Source organism: Tenacibaculum aiptasiae (assembly GCF_965221665.1).
GTDB lineage: Bacteria > Bacteroidota > Bacteroidia > Flavobacteriales > Flavobacteriaceae > Polaribacter > Polaribacter aiptasiae.
The window spans coordinates 464088-488192 of record NZ_CBDCSN010000003.1 but is presented as its reverse complement, the minus strand read 5'-3'; the positions used below and the strand labels follow the sequence as shown (position 1 = coordinate 488192).

Genomic DNA, 24105 nt, shown 5'->3' with positions numbered 1-24105 from the left:
TAATACTCTTAGTTTGCACTAAATTTTTATTCTATTTTTCTCCACTTATCTTTATAAGTTGGTGCTATTTTTTCTAGTACGCTTCTCATTTCTTGAACTTTTCTAGTTGGCTTACCATCAGAAAATATTCTTGCTATTTCATCTCCTTTAGCATCTAAGAAAACACGAATCATATAATTTCCGATAGCTACATTATGCAACTTATCTAAGTTTATAACACTAGATTCTATAACTTCCTTTGCTCCATCAACATTATCAGCAAAATTATCAAAACCTTTTCTATGATAATCATAATAAATGGTACGTAATGTACTAAAATTTGATGCTAATAAGTTATCTATCAATGCAAATCTGTTTTGCTTTCCTACTTGATTTTGCCAACCTGTTTCTCCATTTGATTGAGCCTGCAGCATTACATTTTCTGCTTGTTGCAAATAATTTGTTCCTCCTTTTAAAGCAAATGTATCTGCATCAACTCCTAAGATAACATATACATAAAACGCTATCGTTGATATTAAATTTGATTCATAAACATTAGGATTAAAGTTTAATGGATCAAATTCATTGTAACGAAAATTAAAATTAGTATCGTTAATATTTAAAATTGGCGATGCATATGTTGAATTATAAACTGGTCGTGTAGATTGTATTTGTAAGCTCGCTTTAAAATTATTTCCGCTTTGCTCGTCTACTATAATTGTAAATGCACAATTAATACGTTCCTGTTGTTTAAATTTTTTATTTGTCCATTGCTTATCATTAATAAATTCTGTTAATGCTTTTTGCAATGTTTCATATACTTGTTTATTACTACTCTGAACTTTATCTGCATTAATAGTTACTAATGCATTTAATTCTTGTGATTGAATTGTAAAAACTGATGATAAAATAAAAATTAAAAAAAGAAACTTACGCATTTAGTTTATGTATTATTTCGTTAATTATATCTTTTGATACTTCTTTCTTCGATTTTAAATCAAATGATTTTTCGTTGAAATTGGCATCAATTATAGTTATCTTATTAGTATCGGTAGCAAAACCAGCACCTTTATCTTGTAACGAATTTAATACAATTAAATCTAAATTTTTACGTGCAATTTTACTTTTTGCATTTTCTACTTCATTATTTGTTTCTAATGCAAATCCTACCAACAATTGATTTTCTTTTATCTCACCAAGTGATTTTAAAATATCCTTTGTTGGTTCTAACTCAATTGTTAACGCTGTTTCTTTCTTTTTTATTTTCTGAGTAGCTATATTTTTTGGTCTATAATCAGCAACAGCCGCAGATAAAATTGCAATATCTACCTCTTTATAGTATTTATGACAAGCCTCATACATGTCTTGTGCCGACTTTACATCTATTCTATGAATAAATGAATGGCTAACCTTTTGATGTGAAGGTCCTGCTACTAAATAAACTTCAGCACCTAAGTTAGCTGCTGTTTTGGCTACTTCAAACCCCATTTTTCCTGAGGAATGATTTCCAATAAAACGAACAGGATCTAAAGCCTCATAGGTTGGTCCAGCCGTTAACAATACTTTTTTTCCTCGGAGTGGTAATTTTGAAACAATATCATTTTCAATAAACGATACTATATCCTCTGGTTCAGCCATACGTCCCTCTCCTACAAGTCCACTAGCTAACTCACCTGAAGCTGCTGGTATTAATATATTACCAAAACTTTCCAAGCTATTTATACTGTCTTTTGTTGATGGATGTTGATACATATCTAAATCCATTGCAGGTGCAAAATATACTGGACATTTTGCTGATAAGTAAGTTGCTAATAACAAATTATCGCAAGTACCATTAGTCATTTTTGATAAGGTATTTGCAGTTGCTGGAGCAATTATCATTAAATCTGCCCACAATCCTAAATCGACGTGATTATTCCAAAGTTCATTTTCATCTTCTTTTTCATAAAAAGTTGAATGAACTGGGTTTTTAGATAATGTAGATAATGTAAGAGGAGTAATAAAATCTTTAGACGCAGGAGTCATTACTACTTTGACTTCTGCGCCTGATTTTATAAATAGACGAACTAAGTTCGCTGTTTTGTATGCAGCTATACCAGCGGTAACGCCAAGTAAAACTTTTTTACCGCTTAATACAGACATATTATTCTGAGTCTGGAGTTCTGTGATATACTCTATCATTTAACCATTCTTCCACTGCAATTGCATGTGGCTTTGGTAAACGCTCGTAAAACTTAGAAACTTCAATTTGTTCTTTATTCTCAAAAATTTCTTCTAAACTGTCGTTATAAGTAGCAAATTCGTCTAACTTATCTACTAATTCTTTCTTTAAATCAGAATTAATTTGTGCAGCTCTTTTAGCTATAATTGAAATAGCTTCATAGATATTATCTGTTGGAGCTTCGATAGCTTCTTTGTCATAAGTTATAGTACTTAATGCTGCTTTCGTTTCTTTATAATCCATTTTCTAACTTTTAACTAATTGTTCTTGTTCTTTATTTAATGTAGATAACATTATATCAGATTCTTTCATGAATTTAGACTCAGGAAAGTTTTTCTTTAATTTTTCGTAAGCTTTAATTGCTGCTTTAATTCTTTCTGCTTTTCTACGTTCTGTACTCTTTAATACAAAATCGTGAGCTGCTTTTAAACGATAAAACAAAGCTTCCTCTTTATATTTAGTTCCTAAATAATCTGATAATAAGTTATCGAATGCTACTATTGCTGCTCTATAATTTCTAGAATCATAATCAGCAGTACGATAATAAGTCTTTGCTATTTCAAATGCTTTCTTTTCTAATTTACCTCGTAGCTCTGCGTAATATTTATTAGCCTCTCCTAATTTTTCTGAATTTGGAAAATTATCTATAAATCCTTGGAAAGCTTCTAATGCTTTTTCAGTATCTGTTGGATCTAAACTAAAACGAGGTGCTGCTTTGTAATAACTTAATGCAGATAAAAATGCAGCTTCTTCTCTTTTAGAACTCTTTGGATAGTTTCTTGTAAATCTATTAAAATAGTACCCTGCTGAACTATAATTCTTTACATTAAAATTTGACTGTGAAACCATAAACTGTATACGTTCCATTTGGGGTTTACCTCTATAAGATGGTGTAACTTTTTCAAATAAACGTAAGGCTTTACTGTACTTTTGTGCTTCGTACATTTTTACAGCCATTTTGTATTGTTCCTCTATAGTCCCTTTATTCAACACTTTTTGATATTCTCCACAAGAAGATAATATCAAAAGCATGACAAATAAGTACGCTAAATTTTTAATTTTTTGCATCTGGCAAAATTAGTGATTATTTATGGATTATTAAAACGATTTTTTACTCTAAATAGAGTATTGCAATAAACTATAAAATCTGTTATAAAAAATCCAAAGATTTCCTAAATGTTTGTTAATCTTACTCTGCCGTATTATCAGCTCCTTGAACAACTATTTGCTTTACATCATTATCGAACAAATACAACCCTCCTTTATCGTCTCCAATTAAGTTGATTTTATCTAAAATAGTTCTTGCCAATGCTTCTTCTTCTATTTGCTCAGAAACATACCACTGTAAGAAATTATGTGTTGCATAATCTCTTTCTTCCAATGTAATATGCACTAAATCGTTTATTGATTTTGACACCATTACTTCGTGATCAAATAATGTTTGAAACATATCTTTAAATGACCCAAATTCTGTTGGTGGTGCTGCTAATTCTGATACATGAGCATGCCCTCCTCTTTCATTTACAAACTTTACCAATTTCAACATATGCATACGTTCCTCATCTGAATGAGCATACATAAATTGTGCAACTCCTTCAAATCCTTGAATTTCTGCCCAACATGCCATTGATAAATATACTTGTGATGATTCTGCTTCTATTTTTATTTGCTCGTTTAAAGCTTTTTCGATTTTTTTTGATAACATATTTACTCTCTATTCTATTTAACTAGATCTTTCTTTATACAAAGATGCTAAAAAAAGACTACAATTAAACAATTGTAGTCTTAGTTATATTGAATTTTTCTTTAGACAAATTATAGATTATCTATAAAGTCTGAAATTTTAGTTTGCAACTCTTCTGAAGCAGTAACCAAAGGTAAACGCACTTTATCTAAACAAATTCCTTGTTTTTCTAATACTGCTTTTATTCCTGCTGGATTATTTTCTTCAAAAATATAATTTACAATATCCATTAATTTATAATGAATTTCATAACCTTCTTTATTTTTACCTTCTAAACCTAATTGAATCATTCTAGAGAATTCTTTAGGTAATCCTTGACCTATTACAGATATTACTCCCGATCCTCCTGCTAATACTACACCTAGTGCTAAATCATCATCACCAGAAATTATTAAAAAATCTTCAGGTTTATTTTTTAATAATTCTAAATATTGTTGCTGATTATTTCCTGCTTCTTTTACCGCTATAATATTTTCAAAATCATTCGCTAAACGTAAAGTTGTTGCAGGCTCCATATTCTTTGAAGTTCTACCTGGTACATTATATAAAATAATAGGTTTCGGACTTGCTAATGAAATTGCTTTATAATGCTGGTAAAAACCTTCTTGCGTAGGTTTACTGTAATAAGGTGCTACTGATAAAATTGCATCTATATCTGATAAATCTAACGATTTTAACTCATCTACAACTACTTGAGTGTTATTTCCACCTACTCCTAACACTAAAGGTAATCGTCCTTTGTTCTCTTCAACTATTACCTTTATAATTTCTTCCTTTTCTTGTTTTGTTATAGTACCGCTTTCTCCGGTTGTTCCATTAATAACCAAATAATTAATTCCGTTATCAATATTAAAGTTTACTAACCTTCTAAGTGCTTCAAAATCTACACTTAAATCTTCGTTAAAAGGAGTAACTAATGCAACTCCAGTACCAACAAATTTTTGCATTATATTTTATTTAAAATCGTTAAATATTTTTTTAGTTCCTGATTTAAAATTGCTTCATTTTGACCTTCATCTGATATAACAATATCATATAATCTATCGTCAATATTTGCAAAACCTGCCTTTAAATCAGATTGTGATAACAAAGTTACCATATTCGTATATAAATTAGGAGTCTTTGTATAATTAATAAGTAAATCATACTCTTTTTTAACAAACTCTTTTAAATTGTCTGATTTTAAACTCGCATTAAAGCCAAAATCATTGTCTGAAAAAAACAATGGAGATTCTTCATCTTTTTTAGAATACTCTCTAAATATTAGTACTGTAATATTTTCTTTTTTAAAAGGTAATTTACTTGTTAAATTAGATATCATTACATTAACCAGAGATTCATTATCTAATAAAATAGCAACCTTTTTTATTAAATTACTTTTATGGTTTTTATGTATATTCTTGTCTACAAAACCATTATAAGCCTTCTGAATCGATTTATATTTGAATTTACTTATCATTTTAAAAAATTACGAATGCTAATGTACATTATTTATCCACTATTTCTAATAATAAAAACTGATTTAGTTGTTTTCCATATACTTGAAAATTATCATCAGCAACTAAAATTAATGATTGATTACCATTAGATAATTTAGGTCCTAAAGTAATACCTTCAATATTATCTATAAATCCTTCTCCCAACTGATTTTTAACATTGTTGAAATCGAAAAGCAATTCTTTTTTTAAAGGCACATATTTTTCATTTTTCAACGATGACATACTTAGAGTATTTGTTGATTCTTTTGTTTTTGTAGCTTTGAAAATTCTAATCGTATTTCCATAACTTCCATAACCACTTTGGTATATCCTTTCAACAATAAAAAAACTATTTTCAGCATACTCTAAAATGGCAGTAGCTCCATTTAAATTTATTTTTCCTTTTGCTGGTTTATCAATTTTTTCTAGTTGATACGCAAACTGTTTAGTTGCTTTTTGAGTTACATTGTCAAAATATGTAATTCTAATAGGTGATTTAGTTTCATGAAATGTTGGTTCTTCTCCATCTGCTTCTAATGGTGCTTCCATTGCTGCCCAAAACCCTTTGTTATCAAAACTTTTAGATGAACTTTCAAAAGCTCCATTATGTTTTGGTCTTGCTTTAGAATTTGCTTCAAAGTAACTTGGTATTGTTATTTCTTCTTCAAATTCACCTTGCATATTTGTTGTAAATATCGATGGATTTTTCCCTCTTCTTATAGAACCTTCACTAACTAAATTAAACTGATTATTGTATACGAAAACAGACTCTAAATCCAACACATTATTCTTATAAAAAGAACTTGTGGTATCTTTTATTTCAATTGTTTTTTTGAATTCTACCGATTTTATTGAATCTTTTTCAATAAGTATATCTCCAACTAAAATTCTTGGATTTCTGGCATCGTCAACTACCATATAATACTCATTATTATAATAATCTATTCCTGAAATTCCTCCAACAATTGCATTTTCAAACTGTAAAGAATCTTTAACAACAAATTCATTCAAAAAATTTAATGACATTTTTTCGGTTTTGCATCCTGTTAATACCGAAAATACTAGTAGGTAAAATATAATTTTTCTCATAAAGCAAAAATAGTACTTTATGTATATGTAAGGAATAAAAAAGAGCTCGTCTAAAACAACAAAACCAATAATAATGAAAAAATATTTACCACTTATTTTAAAACTGATAGCTGCTATTATTATGCTACAAACTTTGTTTTTTAAATTCTCTGGTGCTCAAGAAAGTATAGATTTATTTACTAAACTAGCTGGAGAAAATGAAGCTAGTATGAGAATAGGAACTGGAGTTTTAGAGTTGATAGCTTCAATTTTATTATTTATTCCTAAAAAAACATGGCTAGGAGCTATTTTAACTGTTGGTCTTATGGGTGGTGCTATTATGGGACACTTGACAAAACTAGGAATAGAGCATAATAATGATGGAGGTGCTTTATTTATTAGTGCAGTTATAACTTTAATTGCTGGTATTATTTTATTAATTATAAATAGAAAAGATATTCCTTTTATAGGAAACAAATTATAATTTCCTTTTTTGAATTTGTTAACTGAAAAGCGAGTTTAGAACTTTCTAAACTCGCTTTTTTTAATGCAATTTCATTGCCATATCAAAAATCTGATGAATCTTTTCTATGGGAATATCTTCATTCGGATTTATTAGTAACAACTTTACAAAAGTTCTATTTCCTTGAATCAAATCTGGATGCTCTATTTTAACTCCATTTCCTATAGCTATATACGGGAACTGAGTTTTTCTATCTACCCACAAATAACAAAATATTTTATTCTTTAACATAAAACAAGGTAACCGATACTTCCATTGTTCTTTTAAATCTGGATGATAATTTTGGATAATACTTTTTAACGCCAATAAACAACCTTTAACTGGTTCTTCTTTATCGAAATAAAAGTTATCTAAATTTGTCATTTATTGAACTGCTATAAATATTTCTGCTTCTCCATTTGTTGGGTCTTGAGCTTTGTTCCCGTAGATTTCAAAATCGGATGTATAAGTTCTGTTAATATCCGAATTCCATATTTTCATCCATTCATCAACAACTGCTGTTTTTGTTAAATCACCCTTCGCTACAAATTTTTCATAACTAGATGCTTCAATTTTTTTACCAATCATTCCTTCTGGGATGTTTTCTAAGTTTTCTACTTTGTATCCTAAAATCATTGTATAAGGTTTTGTATGATCTTTTTCGTAATCTGTATAAACAGCATAACTTTCATCTCCTACTCTATTTGAAAGCTTGTTTATAACACCCTCTTTCATAAACCGTTGCCATAATGCAGGAATATCTTGCATTGCTTTTCCATTTTCATTTGTAGTTCTTATTGAAATTCCAACTACATAAAATGCTTCTTTTTTTAATGTGTTCATTGTTATATTTTTTAATGTTTACACAAAAATAAAAGCAGCTTATGACAAGGGTTTGTCAGGGGTATCAGAATATTTTTGAATATACATCTTAAAATAATCTTCCAAAGTCATATTATGAGACTCAAAGTGTTCTCCAGTTACAACAACTTTTTGTATACAATCTATTCGAAATGCTCTAAATTCATTACGCAACCTACAAAAAGCTATTAACAACCAATTTAAATTGGTACTATACATCGCAAATGGTTCAACAAATCTTTTGGTTGTTTTATTTTGAAGTGAATGATATTCTATTTCTAATAACTGAAAATTTGTAATTGCTGTTTGTAACTGCATCAAATAATTACTCGATTGCTCTTTTTCTTGATTGAATCGAAATACAATTCTTTTTGAAAGTAAATCTGCTTTATCTTTTTGTGAATATTTTAAAACAGCTTTTATTTTAGTAATTGCATTTGAATAGTTTTCTACAAATGAGGTATCCTTGTTTTTTATAATTAATTGTTCTGCTGTAATTAAAGCATTTGCTTCTTCTTCCGAAAACATTACTGGCGGTAACTGATACCCTTCCTGTAAAAAATATCCTTTTCCTTCCTCAGTAACAATAGGCACTCCTGAATTTTCTAAAGTTCTAATATCTCTATAAATAGTTCGGATACTTACATTGAACTTTTCTGCCAACTCTCTTGCTGTTATCAATCGTTTAGATTGTAACATAGTTACTAATTGTGTTAACCGAGAAAGTCTTGGCTTTTCCATTTTAAAATTACTGTTTTTTAGCTATCATAGCTTTTACTATTAAGTATTGAGATACCACATATAATACTATAATAGCTATTACGAATAATTTTTTAGGTGTATAGAAATTATTTAAAGCGATTAAACTATCTGAGGCAATAAATAAAATTGCTCCTAATAATAACCAGGTGTTTTCTGTTGATTTTTCTTGTTGATAATTTAATAAAGCACTCGTTCCAAATGCTGAAATTGCCACACCATACACTATTACTGGTAACAACATCTCTCCTAAGTTATCAATAATTAAGAATAATACTCCTCCAAATAATGCAATAAAAATAATTGCTGCTTTTAGTATTTTATTTATAGATGGCTTTTTTAAAAGCTGCGATGTCATTTTAATATACATAATATGTGCTATTAAAAATGATCCTAGTCCAAACACAAAATAATTTACTTCATCTAACAAAAATACATCTCCCCAAAAAGAGAAAAACAACGCGGAAATTAGCCAAAAATTAGGCTTTTTTACTGAAACCAAATACACTATTACTAGTGTTGTCATTAATAATGGTTTAAAAATTATTTCTATTTCTAAACTTTTAGTTTCTGTTATTACTGCATATACATCTGTTATGGCTACTAACAAAAATAATATTGATGTAATAGCGATTTTGGTTTGTTTGGTCATTATACTTTTATTTATAATACTATTTTCATTTATAATTCTTTCTTATACTCAAAAGGGCGAACCATATTATATGGAACTTCAATAAAAAGTGCATTAGTACAATTTAAAGCTACTAATTCATTTTTTATTTCTTCACTTACATAAATGACGTTTGGTGTACCCCATAAAACATCATAATTATATTTAAATACCTTATCTATATAATTAAAATCATTAGTATACATATCTCCTGGTATATCAATATCCTCATAAGATCCTAAAGCTATTTTTTCACTTCTATTCATCTTAACATCAATATAATCTTTACTTGATTTGATTATACCTTCAGGATATTTTCGAACAAATACTTTTTCATCATCTTCATCTCTAGTATACTCTTCAAAAGTGCACTTTTCATAATACACATTTTCATCGCCATATACACCATCTCCAATCATATGAAATAAAAAATAATTATCCTTTTTTTCTTTCGTGTATTTACAATACATCTGTACTGGATAAAAACGATGTAGTGGCAACCTATACTTTTCTAATACTTGCTTTAGTCTTTTGTTAATGATTAACAATGCTGCTTTTTCTGGTTGGTTTCCACCTATAGTGAAATCATTTGACCAGCGAATAATATCTACAAAGGGAGTTTCCTCCTTCCACTCTTTAATATTGTTATATGCATCTACCAATTCCATTTTAATAGGATAATTTTCTTTTACAATAAATTCATCCTTATTTATTGGTACTACAACTTTATGAAGCTTATTCCTTTCTAAAACTGCATGCCATTGGAAACTGTTTGCTGATAATCGATAAAACTTCATATAACAGTTTTTGTATTAACTAATCATATCAATAAAATCTTGTTCTGAAATAATCGGAATTCCTAAGTTTTCTGCTTTTGTTAGCTTGCTAGGTCCCATATTATCTCCTGCTACTATGTATGTTGTTTTTTTAGAAATTGATGAACTTACCTTACCTCCGTTGTCTTCAATTGCTTTTTTCAATTCATTTCGGCTCATCTGATGAAAAACTCCTGAAACTACAAACACTTTTCCTTGTAATTTATCGGTTTGATTTTCTAAACTTTCTGCTGAAACTTCCAATTGCACTCCATAAGCTTTTAAGCGATCTATCAACTGAATATTCCCTAAATCGTTAGAAAAATCAATAATACTTTGGGCTATTCTATCTCCTATTTCATCAACAGCAACTAGCGTTTCAAAATTGGCAGCCATTAAATTATCTATCGACTTAAAATGTTTTGCTAATTTTTTTGCTACTGTTTCTCCTACAAATCGAATTCCTAATGCAAATAATACTTTTTCAAATGGAATTTCTTTCGACTTCTCTATTCCATCTACCATATTTTGAGCTGACTTTTCAGCCATTCTCTCTAAAGGAATTACTTGCTCAACCTTTAAATCATATAAATCGGCATAATTCTGTATCAAACCTTCTTTACGTAATAAATCAACAGTTTCTCCTCCTAACCCATCAATATCCATTGCTTTTCTACTGATATAATGCTGAATTCTTCCTGTTATTTGTGGCGCACAACCAAACTCATTTGGACAATAATGCTTGGCATCACCTTCTGTTCTTATCAACTCAGTATCGCATTCAGGACAATTAGTAGCGTATTTGGTAGGTTCTGAATCTACTGGTCTTTTTGACAAATCTACCTTAATAATTTTAGGAATAATTTCCCCTCCTTTTTCTACAAAAACGGTATCATTTATTCGAATATCTAGTTTCTCTATCTGATCAGCATTATGCAATGAAGCTCTTTTAACAATTGTTCCCGCTAATTCTACAGGCTCTAAATTTGCTACTGGAGTAATAGCTCCTGTTCTTCCTACTTGATAAGTAATTTCATTTAAAACTGTAGAAACCTGTTCTGCTTTAAACTTATATGCTATAGCCCAACGTGGTGCCTTTGCTGTATATCCTAACTCTTCTTGCTGCTGTAAATTATTTACTTTGATTACAACTCCATCTGTTTCATAAGGTAAATCATGTCGCTTTTCATCCCAATGATTGACAAACTCAAAAACTTCATCTATCGATTTTGCCAATGCAATTGTTTTTGGAACTTTAAATCCCACTTTCCTTGCATTTTCTAAACTTTCAAAATGTGTTTTATATTTACGCTCATCAGTAACTACTTGATACAACAAACAATCTAACGGACGTTTTGCTACTTCAGTGCTATCTTGCAATTTCAAACTTCCACTTGCTGTATTTCTAGGATTCCTATAAGCTTCTTCTCCTTTTGCTAAACGCTCTTCATTCATTTTATTAAACCCATCGAGTGGTAAAATAATTTCTCCTCTCATTTCAAAATCAGAAACAAAATCACCTTTTGGTTTCAGTGGAATTGATTTTATGGTACGAATATTAGTGGTTACATTATCTCCTTGAAAACCATCTCCGCGAGTTACTGCTTTTACAAACTCTCCTTTTTCAAAAGTTAAATTTATAGAAGCTCCATCATATTTTAATTCACAGGTATACTCAATATCTTCTGTTCCTAAAATCTTTTGAATTCGTTTTTCCCAGTCTAACAAATCTTCTTTTGAATAAGAATTATCTAAAGAATACATTCTGTTTTTATGAGTAAGCGTTTCAAAGTTTTTAGTAATTCCTCCTCCAACTCGTTGTGTTGGTGAGTTTGCATCAAAAAACTGTGGATTTTCTTCCTCTAGCTTTTCAAGTTCTTTTAATTTTATATCAAACTCATAATCAGATATTGTTGCATTATCCAACACATAATAGTTATGATTATGTTCTCTTAATTCCTCTCTTAATTGTTGTATTTTTTGTTCTATAGTCATTTAATCTTTCTTCAAAAAATTCTCTACCTGTCTTCTATGTCTCAAAACATGTACAATTGCATGTTCCAGCAATTGTTCCAAATCATAGGTTACACCCCATCTAGTTTCAAACGAATATTTTTCTATTTCTTTATTTGATTTATACCAATTATCATGAAATGATATTTTAGTATACTCTAGCATTTTTTCTATTTCATTAATAGCAACTTTAGTAGTAGTCATACTTGATTTATACTCTAACCAATTATTATTACTAATAGATTGTATGTAATTAGCATATGTATAACCTGACTGAACTATATGAAATGTTACTGTTTGTATTGATTTACAATCTGGATCTTTAGATTTATAATCTCTGATCTCCAGAAACTCTTTGTCAGAAATATATTTCAGTATTTCTATATAATCTTTAGCTGCTCTTTTATACTCTTCTACCAAAGCTAGTAGCATGCCATTCTTTTGCATCTTATTTCCTAACTGTTCCTGTTAAAAAACTAGGTCCTTTTGGTAATGGATTACCAGCTGTACGTCTGAAAGAAACTACTTGTCCTACATGCCAAATTGCATCTGCTATCGGTCCGTTTAATTGATTCCAGAATGGATATTCTTGTACTTTTCCATTTCCTCTATTTATTTTCATTACGTATTTTGAAAGATCATTAGAGGTTCTTAAAATATCGCTTGATTTTTTAAAGTTTTCTAATGTTAGTTTACGCATCTCAGCAAACGTTAACGAACCTTCTTTTGGAAACTTCATTTCTGTTTCTTCAACAGCACTTAAAGTCATTATTGACAACACTAAAATATGATCAAGGGTATCAAACATATTTCTAGCCTCTTTACTTGGCTTGTATTGTAAATCTTTTTCTTTTAACCCTTCAGTAGCCCAATAATAACGAAACCCTAATCCATCTATCATTCTACTTGCTACAGTTCCTTCTGTGTATTCTTTAGGTGCTTGAGGAATCTCATAATAAGGTAGTTCTTGTGAATTCATAGTTTTTGTAATTAATAAAAATAATAGTGTTATTATTAGTGTTCTCATATACGTAGTTTAATTGCTAAATTAAGGAAAAGATTTTTAGATTTTAACTCCATAAAAACATCTTATAAACAAAAAAGCCGAAGTCTAAACTTCGGCTTTTTAAATACTTTTAAGATTAATACTACTTACTCAACTTCATTGAATAAGCAACATCACCATCGGTTGCAGAAAATAAAAGTTCTGTTTCACTTAAAACTTCAATTTTTAAATCTGTTTCTTGACTTTCTTCTTCTAAAATTACTTTGTGCTCTTTATTCAATTTCCAATGACCATTCTTTTCATGGTTACTCATAACCACTTGATAATTTCCATCGGCATGAAAAACCATCCAACTGTCTTTTTGAGAAAATTTTTGAACTTCATTACCTATTTGAACAGTTTCTACAAACCATTTACCTGAAGTTAAAAATTCTTTTTCGTTAATTTCTTGAGAGTTGGCTTCTTGAGAGTTGGCTTCTTGAGAATAAGAAACAGAAGCGAAGCTAAGTATCAACACAAATATTGTGATTACTTTTTTCATTTTTAGGGGGTTTTAGGGGATTAATCTACCCAAAAATAAAAAAAAAGCCGAAACAAACAAATGTTTCGGCTTTTATTATTAATTTCTTAATATTCTAATAATATGTATAACGACGAACTTTAGCTATGTGTTTAGCTAAACGCATTACTTGATGAGAATACCCATATTCATTGTCATACCATATATATATTACAATTGTATCTCCGTCTGCAATTGTAGCTTTACTATCAAAAATTGATGGTGCAGTAGTTCCTACAATATCAGAAGACACTAATTCATTATTTAATGAATATTGAATTTGCTCTACTAAATCTCCTTCTAATGCATACTGCTTCATAATAGCATTTACTGCCTCAACAGTTGTGTTAGAATTTAACTGTAAATTTAAAATTGCTAACGATCCGTTTGGCACTGGTACACGAATAGCACTTGAAGTTAATTTTCCTTCTAATGCTGGTAAAGCTTTTGCTACTGCTTTACCTGCTCCAGTTTCTGTAATTACCATATTTAAAGCAGCTGCTCTACCTCTACGGTATTTTTTATGCATATTATCTACTAAGTTCTGATCGTTAGTATATGCATGTATTGTTTCTAAATGCCCTTTCTTAATTCCGAAATTATCTTCTAAAACTTTTAAGATTGGTGTAATTGCATTTGTTGTACAAGATGCCGCTGAGAAAATATCTACGTTGTCAGGATTGTTTTCTTTATGGTTTACACCATGCACAATATTAGGAATTCCTTTCCCTGGTGCTGTTAACAATACTTTACTTGCTCCATTAGGCACTAAGTGTCTTGCTAAAGCTTTATCGTCTCTAAAAGCACCTGTATTATCAATAATTAAAGCATCGTTAATTCCATAAGCTGTATAGTCGATATCTTCTGGTTTAGCAGCAGAAATCATATACACAGTAGTTCCGTTAATAATTAATGCGTTATTATCAGCATCAACTTGAACAGTTCCTAAGAAATCTCCGTGAACAGAATCAATACTTAATAAAGAAGCTCTTTTTTCTAATACCGCTTCGTTAATTTCACCACGAGTAACTACAGCTCTTAATCTTAACTGAGAACCTTTACCCATTTTAGTCATTAACTCACGAGCTAATAAACGTCCAATACGTCCAAAACCATATAATACTACATCTTTTGGCTGAATACTTTCTGCTCCAGTAGCATCACTTAATTGATTTTGTACAAATGAAACTTTGTCAGCACTCTCATCATCTTGTAAATGATACTCATAAGCTAATTTACCAATATCTAATTTTGATGGTGGTAAATCGATTGACTGAATTGCCTTTGCTATTTCTAAAGCATCGCTAATTGAAATTGGCTTGGCTACGAATTCTTTTGCGTAATCAATTAAATTTAAAACTTCACTAGCTCTTTTATCTACTAATGGATTTCTAAATAAAACTAATTCGATAGACTTATCGTACCATAAATCGTTAACGATGTTAATAAACTCAACCGTAGCTCTTCGAACTTGCGCTTGACTTACTACTTCTTTTTCGTAATTTGTTATTGTTGACATAGTTGTGTGTTAACTAAAATTTTTAAATTTTGCTGCAAAAATACTTATTTCAAACGATTTCGTAAACCTTTACAAATAAAAAATCTCGTTAAAATTATTTAACGAGATTTTTTATTTTATTAATACATAAAGCTTAATATCTAAATCTTTCTATTTCTCCAGAAGGACTAACCATTTCTATAAGAAACCTTCTGTTTGAATTACTATCTAATATCCTAACTGCTTCAGCTGCTGAAGTAACTTTTTTTCCGTTAATTTTTGTCAAGATATAGCCTTTGCCTATCCCATATTCTTTAAAGTCTCTATTTTCTGTTCTATTAATTTTTGCTCCTCCATTAATATCAAACTTCTTTTTATCTTTAGAATTTACATCTTCAAACTCAGTCCTTAAATATCTACTTATAGGTAATTTAACTAACTTAGTTAATTTTACAACTTTAGTTAACTCATCTCCATCTCTATCCACTGTAACATTAATATAATCTCCTGGACGTTTTGCAGTCAACTGTCCTTTTAAATCTGAAAACTTAGATATTTTCACATCATTAACCCCCTTAATAACATCTCCTTTTCTCAACCCTGCTTTTAATGCTTCACTATCTTCAGTAATTTCTCCAATTTTCACCCCTTCAATATCATTAGCACTAGTATCAATTTTAATTCCAATAATTGCTTGTTGTACCGAACCAAACTCTAATAAGTCATCAACAATTTTCTTTGCAATATTAGATGGCACTGCAAAAGAATACCCTATAAAAGAACCAGTTTTAGAAGATATTGCTGTATTAATCCCTACCAATTCTCCTCTTGTATTTACTAAGGCTCCTCCACTATTTCCTGGATTTACTGCAGCATCAGTTTGTATAAAAGCTTCAACATTACTATTCCCATCTAAATCTCTTCCTTTTGCACTAACAATTCCAGCTGTTACTGTTGATGTTAAATTATAAGGGTTTCCAACTGCTAATACCCACTCTCCTACTTTTGCATTATCTGAATTTCCAAATGGTAAATTAGGTAAATCTTCGTCTGTTTCTACTTTTAATAAAGCAATATCGTTATCCTTGTCTGCACCTATCAACTCAGCTTTTAATTTCTTGTGGTTATTTAATGTAATTTCAATCTCATTAGCTCCTTCAATTACATGATTATTAGTTACAATATAACCATCAGGAGAAATTATTACTCCACTTCCTGTTCCTACTTGCTGATATTTTTTAGTTCCGCTTCCACTTCCATAAAACAATTCTGCCCATGGATTTTGTTGTGTTCTAATTGCTGTATTTTTTACGTGTACTACCGCATTTACCGTTTTTTCAGCTGCTTCTGTAAAGTCAGTTGGTTTAGACGATGAATTAATTACGGTTGGTGTATAACTCGCTTTTACTGTTTGTAAAGTTGGTTCTACAGTTTTTTCAACTATTACTTGAGGTTCTTCAATGGCTATTTTATATCCTGCAAGTGCAACAACTCCACCAAAAAACGCTATCCCTAAGGTTCTAAATACTTTTTTCATATTCTTACAAAATTTAATATCTCAAATATACTATTTTAACATTTTCCTCAAATCTGTTTAACTTCTTTTTAACTGATTTTAACCGCTATTTAACACTGCTGCTCAACAAAGAAAATATGTATCTTTGCCTCGTATGAAGATGACATTTTACAAATATCAAGGAACAGGAAATGACTTTATTATAGTCGATAATAGAACAAAAACCTTTCCAAAAAATAACGTTGACATTATTACTAAATTATGTGACAGACATTTTGGAATTGGTGCAGATGGTGTGATTCTTTTAGAAAATAATACTGCTACAGATTTTAGAATGATTTATTTTAATGCCGATGGTAGTGAAACAATGTGTGGTAATGGTGGAAGATGTGCCGTTGCTTTTGCTAAACAGTTAAACATTATTGACTCTAAAACAACTTTTACTGCTTTTGATGGTAAGCATTATGCTGAAATAAACAATGGATTAGTTTCTCTTCATATGATAGATGTTAATGAAGTTATTATAAAAGACACTTATACATTTGCGAACACTGGTACTCAACATCATGTAGAAATGGTAGACAACTTAGATAACTTTCCTGTTTTTGAAAAAGGGAAAGACATTCGTTATAACATATATGGTGAAACGGGCAGTAATGTTAATTTTGTTGAACAACTTACCACTGATACTTTTAGAGTTAGAACCTATGAAAAAGGTGTTGAAGACGAAACCTTAGCTTGTGGCACTGGTGTTACTGCTGTTGCTATTGCTATGCATGCCACTAAAAAAACAACTGAAACCTCAATTAACCTTCCTGTTGAAGGTGGTTTATTAAAAGTTCATTTTGAAGAAAACAATGGTAGTTATTCTAATATATTTTTAGAAGGACCAGCTGTTTGTGTATTCAAAGGTGAAATAGAATTATAATGAATACTTTAAAAGGTACACATATAAACTTAAGAGCTCTTGAGCCTGAAGATTTGGAGTTTTTGTTTCAAATTGAAAACAATGAAACTTTTTGGGAAGTGAGTCATACTCAAGTACCCTTTTCTAAATACCTTTTAAAACAATATTTAGAAAATGCTCATTTAGATATTTTTGAAGCAAAACAACTACGTTTAGTTATTGAAGATCAAGTTTCATTAAAATCTATAGGAATGATTGATCTTTTTGATTTTAATCCTTTACACAAAAGAGCAGGAATAGGTATCTTAATTCACCCTGACTTTCAAAAAAACGGATTTGCTTCAGAAGCTCTTCAACTTTTAATTAATTATAGTTTTACACATTTGCAACTACATCAATTGTATGCTAATATTACTTTTGATAATACTAACAGTATAGTTCTTTTTTCGAAACATAACTTTCAGAAAATAGGTGTCAAAAAAGATTGGATTTTAAACAAAGGAATTTATAAAGACGAAATTTTATTTCAATTAATCAATGAATAAAAAAATAATATACGGAGTAATTGCCATCTTATTTGTAGTTGGTGGAATTATTGGTTTTAACTTTTACCAAAAAATATTTGGAAACGCAGTAAAAAAAGATGGAGCCATTTATATTGGTTCCAACTACCATCTAATAGATGTAAAAAAACTTTTGACTGAATACATTAATAAACCTGAAAATTTTATTTGGGTGGCCGAAAAGAAAAAGTTTACCAAACCTAAAGGTGGTAAATACATTCTTAAAAAAGGAATGAACATGAATGATGTTGTAAACTTATTAAGAAGTGGTAATCAAACTCCTGTAAAAGTTTCTTTCAATAATCAAGATACCTTAGAAAAATTAGCAGGAAGAATTGCGCAACAAATTGAAACCGATTCTATTTCTTTGTTACAAGCTATGACAGATGAAACATTCTTAGCTAAAAACGGATTCAACAAACAAACCGCTTTAGAAATCTACATTCCAAATAGCTATCAATTTTACTGGAATACTTCTGCAAATAAGTTTCGTGATAAAATGTTGCGTGAATACAAACGTTTTTGGAATCAATCAAGATTAGATAAAGCTAAAAAACTAAACTTAACTAAAAGTGAAGTTATAGCACTTGCTTCAATTGTACAAAAAGAAACAGCTCAAAAAAGTGAGCGCCCTATTGTAGCTGGATTATATCTAAATCGATTAAAAGATAATTGGCCATTACAAGCCGACCCAACTCTTATATACGCTATAAAACAATTAAAAGGTCAGGATTTTGTTGTAAAACGTGTATTGAATAAAGACAAAGAAATAAAATCTCCCTATAATACTTATATGCATACAGGACTTCCACCGTCTTTAATTGCAATGCCTGATGTTTCTTCTATAGATGCTGTTTTAAACTATAAAAAACACAATTATTATTACATGTGTGCTAGTACAGAAAAAATTGGTTTTCACGATTTTGCAAAGTCATTAGCGCAACATAACAGAAACGCAGCTAAGTATCAAAAATGGATTAGTCAAAGAGGTATTAGACGTTAAATTTAACAAAAATTTATTTTCATAAAAAAATCTTAATTCCTGATAATAAATCAAAAAAAGAGGTTTTTCTTTATTCAATTCTCAGAAAAAAAATGATTTTATTTTTATTTTGACAATTCACAAAAACACCTAACACACTGAATTATAAACAGTTACAAAAAATAGTCGTATATTTGCAGCGCTAAACAGAAAGTAACTAATTATCAGATATTTAATATTTGTATTCATAGGTTTTGTATTATTTGCTAGTTTTACAACACCAGGGGAAAGAAAAGAAAAAGAGATTACTACCAATACTACACCAATAGTCGAATATCGTACTACTGGAGTTAACATACCTTTTTTATTAAAAGATTTTGTTGGTTTTAAAGAAGCATTAGCTTTTAAAGAATCTCAAGGAAGGTACCGAGTTATTAATAAGCTTGGTTATTTAGGTAAATACCAATTCGGAAAAGAAACTCTAAAAAGATTTAGAATTTACAACACTAATCATTTCTTAAAAAATCCAGAATTACAAGAAAAAGCTTTTATAGCTTACTGTAAAGTAAACAAATGGATTCTTAGAAAAGACATCAGAAGAAGTGTTGGTAAAACTATTAATGGAGTAAAAATAACCGAGTCTGGTATTTTAGCCGCAGCACATTTAAGTGGTGCAGGTAATGTTAAAAAGTATTTACGCTCAAATGGAGTGTTCCAATTCAATGATGCATTTGGTACTTCTATACAATCGTATATGAAGAAGTTTGCTGGTTATGATGTTTCAAACATTACAGCAAATAAAAAACCTACTGTATAAATCAAAATTAATTAATGTTATAAAAAAAGACATCTTGATAAGATGTCTTTTTTTTATTTATGAATTATAAATATCGTAGGTCGTTTGTGTAAATCTGGCTTTACGCTTTTCCATTGTTTTGCCGTATGTGTTTTAATATACTCAGACGGCAATGTTATATCACAAGCCACACAAATACGAGTATCCGGCGATAAGGTAGCACGTAAATCGTCTAACATTTTTTCATTTCTATAAGGCGTTTCAATAAAAATTTGAGATTGATTTTTATCCCTAGAAAGCTTTTCTAAATCTTTAATCGCTCTCTTTCTATCTGATTTATCTATAGGCAAATATCCATTAAAAGCAAAATTTTGTCCATTCATTCCAGAACCCATCATTGCTAATAAAATAGAAGAAGGTCCTACTAACGGTACCACTTGCACTCCTTTTTCATGTGCTAATTTTACAATTGTAGCTCCTGGATCAGCAACAGCAGGAACTCCTGCTTCTGATAACAAACCAATAGAAACTCCTTTATCACAAATATCTAAATAATTTTGTGTTTCAAAATCATCAGAATACTTATCTAATAACATTAATTGTAATGAAGATTGAGCTTTTGTTGGTGTAATTCTTTTTATAAATCTTCTTGCTGATTTTTCATTTTCAACAATAAAATAATCAAGATGCTCAATTACTTTTTTTACCGATAATGGCATTACCTCTAAAGGTTCTGTATCTCCTAATGTAGTAGGAATTAAGTATAATTTCCCTTTCATTATTTCTCTAATTTTGATGCAACAATACTACATGCTTCATCTAACATTCTATATACATTCTCGAAACCTTGATCTCCTCCATAGTACGGATCAGGTACACTCCTATTTTCATTAGGATATAACTCGTTCAAAATCATTTTTACTTTCTGAATTTCATTATAATCATCAGTCATAGAAACGATGTTATTATAATTACTCTCATCCATAGCATAGATTAAATCAAAATCTTTAAAGTCTGATTTAACAAACTTTCTCGATTGTTGATTGGTAATATCAATACCATATTTCTTTGCTACTTCAATTGATCTTCTATCAGGTAACTCACCTACATGATATCCAGCAGTACCAGCAGAATCAACAAAAAATGATTGTGACGATAATTTAGATTGTAAAATACCTTCGGCTAAAGGAGAACGACAAATATTCCCTAAACAAACCATCAGTATTTTTTTCATAAAATCGTATTACAAAGTTAATTTCTTTCTTAAATCTTCTACGTATTTCTTAAACTGTTTATCCGTCTCAGTTAAGTTATCAACTGTTTTACAAGCATGCAATACAGTAGCATGATCTCTCTTCCCTATTTGACTTCCAATACTAGCTAAAGACGACTTAGTCATACGTTTTGCAAAATACATTGCTAATTGACGTGCTTGAACTATATGTCTTTTACGCGTTTTAGACTGTAAAGTAGCAACATCCATATCAAAATATTTAGATACTACTTTTTGAATGTAATCTATAGAAAGTTCTTTCTTAGTATTCTTCACAAACTTATCTACAATTTGTTTCGCTAACTCAATTGTAAATTCTTTTCTATTAAAAGACGCTTGTGCAATCATAGAAATAATAACACCTTCTAATTCACGAACATTCGATTTAATATTCTTTGCAATATATTCAACTATTTCTTCAGGCATTTCTACTCCATCTCTATATAACTTATTTTGAAGTATAGAAATACGAGTTTCAAAATCTGGAGATTGTAGTTCAGCAGATAACCCCCATTTAAAACGAGATAATAATCGCTGCTCAATATCTTGCATGTCAACAGGCGCTTTATCAGAAGTTAAAATTACCTGTTTACCATTTTGATGTAAATGATTGAATATATGGAAAAATACATCTTGTGTACCTGCTTTTCCTGAAAGGAATTGTACATCATCAATAATTAATACATCAATCATTTGATAGAAATGAATAAAATCATTTCTAGTATTTGATTTTACCGAATCGATAAACTGTTGTGTAAATTTCTCAGAAGAAATATATAAAACTGTTTTATCTGGGTATTTATCTTTTATTTCAACACCAATAGCGTGACCTAAATGTGTTTTACCTAATCCAACTCCACCATATATTAATAATGGATTAAATGAAGTTCCTCCAGGCTTGTTAGCAACTGCCATACTGGCAGAACGAGCTAACCTATTAGAATCACCCTCTACAAAATTTGCAAAATTATAGTTTGGATTTAATTGAGATTCTATCTTAACTTTTTGTAATCCAGGAATTATAAAAGGGTTTTTTAATTCTCTTTTAGACTCCAAAGGCATTGTTACCTTTTGAGGCTTCAATGGGTTACGATTAGAACTTGGAATTTTAACTGTTTGTGGACTATTACTGCTGTATGTATTTTCCATACGAACATCATAAATCAGTTTAGCATCATTTCCTAATTCACGAACTAGAGCTACTCTTAATAACTTAATATAATGTTCCTCTAACCATTCATAAAAAAATTTACTTGGCACTTGTACCGTAAGCGCTTCCCCGGCCAATTTTATAGGCTTAATAGGTTCGAACCAAGTTTTGTATGCTTGGGGTTTAATATTATCTTTTATAAAAGATAAACATTCCATCCAAACTGAATCAGCAGTTTTTGTCATTTGAGTTAAAAACTATTTTAAAGTTGTTAAATTTTTATTCAGATCTATTGGGGACTCCAGACTCTCCGTCTGGCTGAACAAAAGTGTGAATAAAATTCAGTATAAAAAAATCAAATTGCTATTGATTTTTAATTATTTTTTCCGTAACGTTAATTATAATTAAAATACAAAAAACATTTTGAAAAAACATAAAACTTCGGTTCGAGTACGATATGCAGAAACCGATCAAATGGGCGTTGTTTACCATGGTAATTATGCGCAATTTTTTGAAATTGGCCGAACCGAGTGGCTACGCTCTTTAGGCGTTACATACAAATATATGGAAAAAACAGGTGTGATGCTTCCTGTAATTTCATTATCTTGTAAATTTAAAAAATCAGCCTTATATGATGATGAATTAACTATTAGTACATTTATCAAAAAAGCACCTTCTATAAAAATAGAATTTGACTATGAAATCACAAACCAAGAAGGAGAGTTAATATGTACAGGTAATACTATTTTGGCTTTTATTGATATGAAAACAAAAAAGCCAATTCGTTGTCCAGAATATATAATGGAGAAGTTAAATAAATACGAACACGAATATTAAAAAATAATTAATGAAAATATACACTAAAACAGGAGACAAAGGTTCTACTTCTCTTTTTGGAGGAACTCGAGTTCCTAAACATCATTTAAGAATAGAAAGTTATGGTACTGTAGATGAACTTAATTCTTATATTGGTTTAATTAGAGATCAAGATATTGATACGTTAACAAAAAGTACACTCTCCAAAATCCAAAGTGATTTATTTACTTTGGGAGCTATGTTAGCTACACCTCCGGAAAAAGAAACTTTAAAAAGTGGAAAAGAACGATTAAATATTTATAAAATCTCTGATGATTCTATCCAGTTTTTAGAAAATGAAATTGATTTAATGAATAAAATGTTACCTCAAATGACTCATTTTATTTTACCTGGAGGCCATCAAACAGTGTCATTTTGTCACATAGCACGATGTGTATGTCGTAGAGCCGAACGTTTATCGGTGGCTTTAAACGAAGAAGAAACCATTAATGACAGTATTTTAATGTATTTAAACAGACTTTCTGACTATCTTTTTGTACTGGCACGAAAGTTGACCCAAGATTTAAAAGCGGAAGAAGTTAAATGGATTCCGGAAAAATTATAACTAAGTTCTTTTTTTATTGATTTAACATTTTTTAAAAAAAACTTGACTTTTTACAAAAAAAAATTATTTTTGCGAAAATCTTAATAAACAGATAAAGAAATGTATTGGACACTTGAACTAGCATCATATTTAGCAGATGCACCTTGGCCTGCAACTAAAGACGAATTAATCGATTACGCTATTCGTACTGGGGCACCCTTAGAAGTGGTAGAAAATTTACAGGATATTGAAGATGAAGGTGAGGCATACGATTCTATAATTGAAATTTGGCCAGATTATCCGACTGAAGAAGATTATCTTTGGAACGAAGACGAATACTAAAAAT

At 29.8% G+C, this 24105-nt stretch carries 29 protein-coding genes; 7 read left to right on the top strand and 22 right to left on the bottom strand.

The window, feature by feature from the left end:
• Positions 1–26: 26 nt before the first annotated feature.
• The 8 genes from porD to ACOQN8_RS14000 all read right to left on the bottom strand — a co-directional run bounded on the left by porD (position 27) and on the right by ACOQN8_RS14000 (position 6448).
• Positions 27–917, bottom strand: a complete 891-nt coding sequence (gene porD / locus ACOQN8_RS14035) for a type IX secretion system protein PorD (RefSeq protein WP_420553146.1) — start codon at positions 915–917, stop codon at positions 27–29.
• Positions 910–2121 carry a bifunctional phosphopantothenoylcysteine decarboxylase/phosphopantothenate--cysteine ligase CoaBC gene (gene coaBC / locus ACOQN8_RS14030; RefSeq protein ID WP_420553780.1) on the bottom strand — a complete coding sequence of 404 codons (1212 nt, stop codon included), beginning with the start codon at positions 2119–2121 and terminating at the stop codon, positions 910–912. Before coaBC ends, porD begins: the two co-directional genes overlap by 8 nt.
• A gap of 1 nt (position 2122) precedes the next feature.
• On the bottom strand, positions 2123–2443 hold the full coding sequence (locus ACOQN8_RS14025; protein ID WP_150898907.1) for a DNA-directed RNA polymerase subunit omega: 321 nt from the start codon (positions 2441–2443) through the stop codon (positions 2123–2125).
• A 3-nt stretch (positions 2444–2446) separates the two neighbouring features.
• Complete coding sequence (locus ACOQN8_RS14020) at positions 2447–3268, bottom strand: outer membrane protein assembly factor BamD (protein WP_272148959.1); 822 nt, start codon at positions 3266–3268, stop codon at positions 2447–2449.
• 121 nt (positions 3269–3389) lie between these two features.
• Positions 3390–3905, bottom strand: a complete 516-nt coding sequence (locus ACOQN8_RS14015; RefSeq protein ID WP_150898909.1) for a ferritin — start codon at positions 3903–3905, stop codon at positions 3390–3392.
• Positions 3906–4015: 110 nt separating this feature from the next.
• On the bottom strand, positions 4016–4891 hold the full coding sequence (gene dapA, locus ACOQN8_RS14010) for a 4-hydroxy-tetrahydrodipicolinate synthase (protein WP_420553145.1): 876 nt from the start codon (positions 4889–4891) through the stop codon (positions 4016–4018).
• Positions 4891–5403, bottom strand: a complete 513-nt coding sequence (locus tag ACOQN8_RS14005; RefSeq protein WP_150898911.1) for a DUF6913 domain-containing protein — start codon at positions 5401–5403, stop codon at positions 4891–4893. The genes dapA and ACOQN8_RS14005 overlap by 1 nt, the downstream gene beginning before the upstream one ends.
• A 28-nt stretch (positions 5404–5431) precedes the next feature.
• Complete coding sequence (locus ACOQN8_RS14000) at positions 5432–6448, bottom strand: esterase-like activity of phytase family protein (protein ID WP_420553144.1); 1017 nt, start codon at positions 6446–6448, stop codon at positions 5432–5434.
• 136 nt (positions 6449–6584) lie between these two features.
• Between ACOQN8_RS14000 and ACOQN8_RS13995 the strand changes: the two genes are divergently transcribed.
• Positions 6585–6974: a DoxX family membrane protein gene (locus ACOQN8_RS13995; RefSeq protein WP_150898913.1), complete on the top strand. Its 390-nt coding sequence runs from the start codon at positions 6585–6587 to the stop codon at positions 6972–6974.
• A 60-nt stretch (positions 6975–7034) separates the two neighbouring features.
• Here the strand turns inward: ACOQN8_RS13995 and ACOQN8_RS13990 are convergent, their stop codons facing one another.
• From ACOQN8_RS13990 to ACOQN8_RS13940, 11 genes are all read right to left on the bottom strand, one after another.
• Complete coding sequence (locus tag ACOQN8_RS13990) at positions 7035–7376, bottom strand: DUF1801 domain-containing protein (RefSeq protein WP_420553143.1); 342 nt, start codon at positions 7374–7376, stop codon at positions 7035–7037.
• Positions 7377–7835, bottom strand: a complete 459-nt coding sequence (locus ACOQN8_RS13985) for a GyrI-like domain-containing protein (protein ID WP_420553142.1) — start codon at positions 7833–7835, stop codon at positions 7377–7379.
• Between the two features lie 39 nt (positions 7836–7874).
• Positions 7875–8594 carry a helix-turn-helix transcriptional regulator gene (locus ACOQN8_RS13980; protein WP_150898916.1) on the bottom strand — a complete coding sequence of 240 codons (720 nt, stop codon included), beginning with the start codon at positions 8592–8594 and terminating at the stop codon, positions 7875–7877.
• Between the two features lie 7 nt (positions 8595–8601).
• On the bottom strand, positions 8602–9264 hold the full coding sequence (locus ACOQN8_RS13975; RefSeq protein ID WP_420553141.1) for a lysoplasmalogenase: 663 nt from the start codon (positions 9262–9264) through the stop codon (positions 8602–8604).
• A 29-nt stretch (positions 9265–9293) separates the two neighbouring features.
• Entirely contained in the window at positions 9294–10079 is a 786-nt protein-coding gene (locus ACOQN8_RS13970; RefSeq protein WP_420553140.1) for a hypothetical protein, read from the bottom strand.
• A 15-nt stretch (positions 10080–10094) separates the two neighbouring features.
• The gene (gene ligA, locus ACOQN8_RS13965; RefSeq protein WP_420553139.1) at positions 10095–12092 is read right to left on the bottom strand and encodes an NAD-dependent DNA ligase LigA; all 1998 of its coding nucleotides are present in this window, start codon (positions 12090–12092) and stop codon (positions 10095–10097) included.
• The gene (locus ACOQN8_RS13960) at positions 12093–12557 is read right to left on the bottom strand and encodes a DinB family protein (protein ID WP_420553138.1); all 465 of its coding nucleotides are present in this window, start codon (positions 12555–12557) and stop codon (positions 12093–12095) included.
• A gap of 1 nt (position 12558) precedes the next feature.
• A complete protein-coding gene (locus tag ACOQN8_RS13955) occupies positions 12559–13137 on the bottom strand; it encodes a hypothetical protein (RefSeq protein ID WP_420553137.1) in 579 nt (192 codons plus the stop codon).
• A 121-nt stretch (positions 13138–13258) separates the two neighbouring features.
• Positions 13259–13657, bottom strand: coding sequence for a hypothetical protein (locus ACOQN8_RS13950; RefSeq protein WP_420553136.1), 399 nt, complete (start codon positions 13655–13657; stop codon positions 13259–13261).
• A 94-nt stretch (positions 13658–13751) separates the two neighbouring features.
• On the bottom strand, positions 13752–15194 hold the full coding sequence (locus ACOQN8_RS13945) for a glyceraldehyde-3-phosphate dehydrogenase (protein ID WP_420553135.1): 1443 nt from the start codon (positions 15192–15194) through the stop codon (positions 13752–13754).
• Positions 15195–15327: 133 nt separating this feature from the next.
• Positions 15328–16710 carry a trypsin-like peptidase domain-containing protein gene (locus ACOQN8_RS13940; protein WP_420553134.1) on the bottom strand — a complete coding sequence of 461 codons (1383 nt, stop codon included), beginning with the start codon at positions 16708–16710 and terminating at the stop codon, positions 15328–15330.
• A gap of 133 nt (positions 16711–16843) precedes the next feature.
• Here ACOQN8_RS13940 and dapF point away from each other — a divergent pair, with 133 nt between their 5' ends.
• The 3 genes from dapF to mltG are packed head-to-tail and all read left to right on the top strand — an operon-like array spanning position 16844 to position 19162.
• On the top strand, positions 16844–17617 hold the full coding sequence (gene dapF / locus ACOQN8_RS13935; RefSeq protein WP_420553133.1) for a diaminopimelate epimerase: 774 nt from the start codon (positions 16844–16846) through the stop codon (positions 17615–17617).
• A complete protein-coding gene (locus ACOQN8_RS13930; protein WP_420553132.1) occupies positions 17617–18141 on the top strand; it encodes a GNAT family N-acetyltransferase in 525 nt (174 codons plus the stop codon). Before dapF ends, ACOQN8_RS13930 begins: the two co-directional genes overlap by 1 nt.
• Positions 18134–19162: an endolytic transglycosylase MltG gene (gene mltG, locus ACOQN8_RS13925; RefSeq protein ID WP_420553131.1), complete on the top strand. Its 1029-nt coding sequence runs from the start codon at positions 18134–18136 to the stop codon at positions 19160–19162. Before ACOQN8_RS13930 ends, mltG begins: the two co-directional genes overlap by 8 nt.
• Before the next feature lie 849 nt (positions 19163–20011).
• On the opposite strand, the gene ACOQN8_RS13920 is transcribed toward mltG, so the two are convergent.
• The 3 genes from ACOQN8_RS13920 to dnaA are packed head-to-tail and all read right to left on the bottom strand — an operon-like array spanning position 20012 to position 22605.
• The gene (locus ACOQN8_RS13920; RefSeq protein ID WP_272148937.1) at positions 20012–20716 is read right to left on the bottom strand and encodes an SAM-dependent methyltransferase; all 705 of its coding nucleotides are present in this window, start codon (positions 20714–20716) and stop codon (positions 20012–20014) included.
• Entirely contained in the window at positions 20716–21171 is a 456-nt protein-coding gene (locus ACOQN8_RS13915) for a low molecular weight protein-tyrosine-phosphatase (protein ID WP_420553130.1), read from the bottom strand. The genes ACOQN8_RS13920 and ACOQN8_RS13915 overlap by 1 nt, the downstream gene beginning before the upstream one ends.
• Before the next feature lie 9 nt (positions 21172–21180).
• The gene (gene dnaA / locus ACOQN8_RS13910) at positions 21181–22605 is read right to left on the bottom strand and encodes a chromosomal replication initiator protein DnaA (protein ID WP_150898930.1); all 1425 of its coding nucleotides are present in this window, start codon (positions 22603–22605) and stop codon (positions 21181–21183) included.
• A gap of 178 nt (positions 22606–22783) precedes the next feature.
• Here dnaA and ACOQN8_RS13905 point away from each other — a divergent pair, with 178 nt between their 5' ends.
• From ACOQN8_RS13905 to ACOQN8_RS13895, 3 genes are all read left to right on the top strand, one after another.
• On the top strand, positions 22784–23197 hold the full coding sequence (locus ACOQN8_RS13905) for an acyl-CoA thioesterase (RefSeq protein WP_150898931.1): 414 nt from the start codon (positions 22784–22786) through the stop codon (positions 23195–23197).
• 10 nt (positions 23198–23207) lie between these two features.
• Positions 23208–23780 (top strand): cob(I)yrinic acid a,c-diamide adenosyltransferase, encoded by a 573-nt coding sequence (locus ACOQN8_RS13900; protein ID WP_420553129.1) that lies wholly within the window; start codon positions 23208–23210, stop codon positions 23778–23780.
• Between the two features lie 99 nt (positions 23781–23879).
• The gene (locus ACOQN8_RS13895; RefSeq protein WP_047789198.1) at positions 23880–24101 is read left to right on the top strand and encodes a DUF2795 domain-containing protein; all 222 of its coding nucleotides are present in this window, start codon (positions 23880–23882) and stop codon (positions 24099–24101) included.
• Positions 24102–24105: the final 4 nt, after the last annotated feature.

Bases quoted from the DNA above. Each gene is read 5' to 3' on its own strand.
- porD (WP_420553146.1), bottom strand. From the start codon at position 917: ATGCGTAAGTTTCTTTTTTTAATTTTTATTTTATCATCAGTTTTTACA.
- coaBC (WP_420553780.1), bottom strand. From the start codon at position 2,121: ATGTCTGTATTAAGCGGTAAAAAAGTTTTACTTGGCGTTACCGCTGGT.
- ACOQN8_RS14025 (WP_150898907.1), bottom strand. From the start codon at position 2,443: ATGGATTATAAAGAAACGAAAGCAGCATTAAGTACTATAACTTATGAC.
- ACOQN8_RS14020 (WP_272148959.1), bottom strand. From the start codon at position 3,268: ATGCAAAAAATTAAAAATTTAGCGTACTTATTTGTCATGCTTTTGATA.
- ACOQN8_RS14015 (WP_150898909.1), bottom strand. From the start codon at position 3,905: ATGTTATCAAAAAAAATCGAAAAAGCTTTAAACGAGCAAATAAAAATA.
- dapA (WP_420553145.1), bottom strand. From the start codon at position 4,891: ATGCAAAAATTTGTTGGTACTGGAGTTGCATTAGTTACTCCTTTTAAC.
- ACOQN8_RS14005 (WP_150898911.1), bottom strand. From the start codon at position 5,403: ATGATAAGTAAATTCAAATATAAATCGATTCAGAAGGCTTATAATGGT.
- ACOQN8_RS14000 (WP_420553144.1), bottom strand. From the start codon at position 6,448: ATGTCATTAAATTTTTTGAATGAATTTGTTGTTAAAGATTCTTTACAG.
- ACOQN8_RS13995 (WP_150898913.1), top strand. From the start codon at position 6,585: ATGAAAAAATATTTACCACTTATTTTAAAACTGATAGCTGCTATTATT.
- ACOQN8_RS13990 (WP_420553143.1), bottom strand. From the start codon at position 7,376: ATGACAAATTTAGATAACTTTTATTTCGATAAAGAAGAACCAGTTAAA.
- ACOQN8_RS13985 (WP_420553142.1), bottom strand. From the start codon at position 7,835: ATGAACACATTAAAAAAAGAAGCATTTTATGTAGTTGGAATTTCAATA.
- ACOQN8_RS13980 (WP_150898916.1), bottom strand. From the start codon at position 8,594: ATGGAAAAGCCAAGACTTTCTCGGTTAACACAATTAGTAACTATGTTA.
- ACOQN8_RS13975 (WP_420553141.1), bottom strand. From the start codon at position 9,264: ATGACCAAACAAACCAAAATCGCTATTACATCAATATTATTTTTGTTA.
- ACOQN8_RS13970 (WP_420553140.1), bottom strand. From the start codon at position 10,079: ATGAAGTTTTATCGATTATCAGCAAACAGTTTCCAATGGCATGCAGTT.
- ligA (WP_420553139.1), bottom strand. From the start codon at position 12,092: ATGACTATAGAACAAAAAATACAACAATTAAGAGAGGAATTAAGAGAA.
- ACOQN8_RS13960 (WP_420553138.1), bottom strand. From the start codon at position 12,557: ATGCAAAAGAATGGCATGCTACTAGCTTTGGTAGAAGAGTATAAAAGA.
- ACOQN8_RS13955 (WP_420553137.1), bottom strand. From the start codon at position 13,137: ATGAGAACACTAATAATAACACTATTATTTTTATTAATTACAAAAACT.
- ACOQN8_RS13950 (WP_420553136.1), bottom strand. From the start codon at position 13,657: ATGAAAAAAGTAATCACAATATTTGTGTTGATACTTAGCTTCGCTTCT.
- ACOQN8_RS13945 (WP_420553135.1), bottom strand. From the start codon at position 15,194: ATGTCAACAATAACAAATTACGAAAAAGAAGTAGTAAGTCAAGCGCAA.
- ACOQN8_RS13940 (WP_420553134.1), bottom strand. From the start codon at position 16,710: ATGAAAAAAGTATTTAGAACCTTAGGGATAGCGTTTTTTGGTGGAGTT.
- dapF (WP_420553133.1), top strand. From the start codon at position 16,844: ATGAAGATGACATTTTACAAATATCAAGGAACAGGAAATGACTTTATT.
- ACOQN8_RS13930 (WP_420553132.1), top strand. From the start codon at position 17,617: ATGAATACTTTAAAAGGTACACATATAAACTTAAGAGCTCTTGAGCCT.
- mltG (WP_420553131.1), top strand. From the start codon at position 18,134: ATGAATAAAAAAATAATATACGGAGTAATTGCCATCTTATTTGTAGTT.
- ACOQN8_RS13920 (WP_272148937.1), bottom strand. From the start codon at position 20,716: ATGAAAGGGAAATTATACTTAATTCCTACTACATTAGGAGATACAGAA.
- ACOQN8_RS13915 (WP_420553130.1), bottom strand. From the start codon at position 21,171: ATGAAAAAAATACTGATGGTTTGTTTAGGGAATATTTGTCGTTCTCCT.
- dnaA (WP_150898930.1), bottom strand. From the start codon at position 22,605: ATGACAAAAACTGCTGATTCAGTTTGGATGGAATGTTTATCTTTTATA.
- ACOQN8_RS13900 (WP_420553129.1), top strand. From the start codon at position 23,208: ATGAAAATATACACTAAAACAGGAGACAAAGGTTCTACTTCTCTTTTT.
- ACOQN8_RS13895 (WP_047789198.1), top strand. From the start codon at position 23,880: ATGTATTGGACACTTGAACTAGCATCATATTTAGCAGATGCACCTTGG.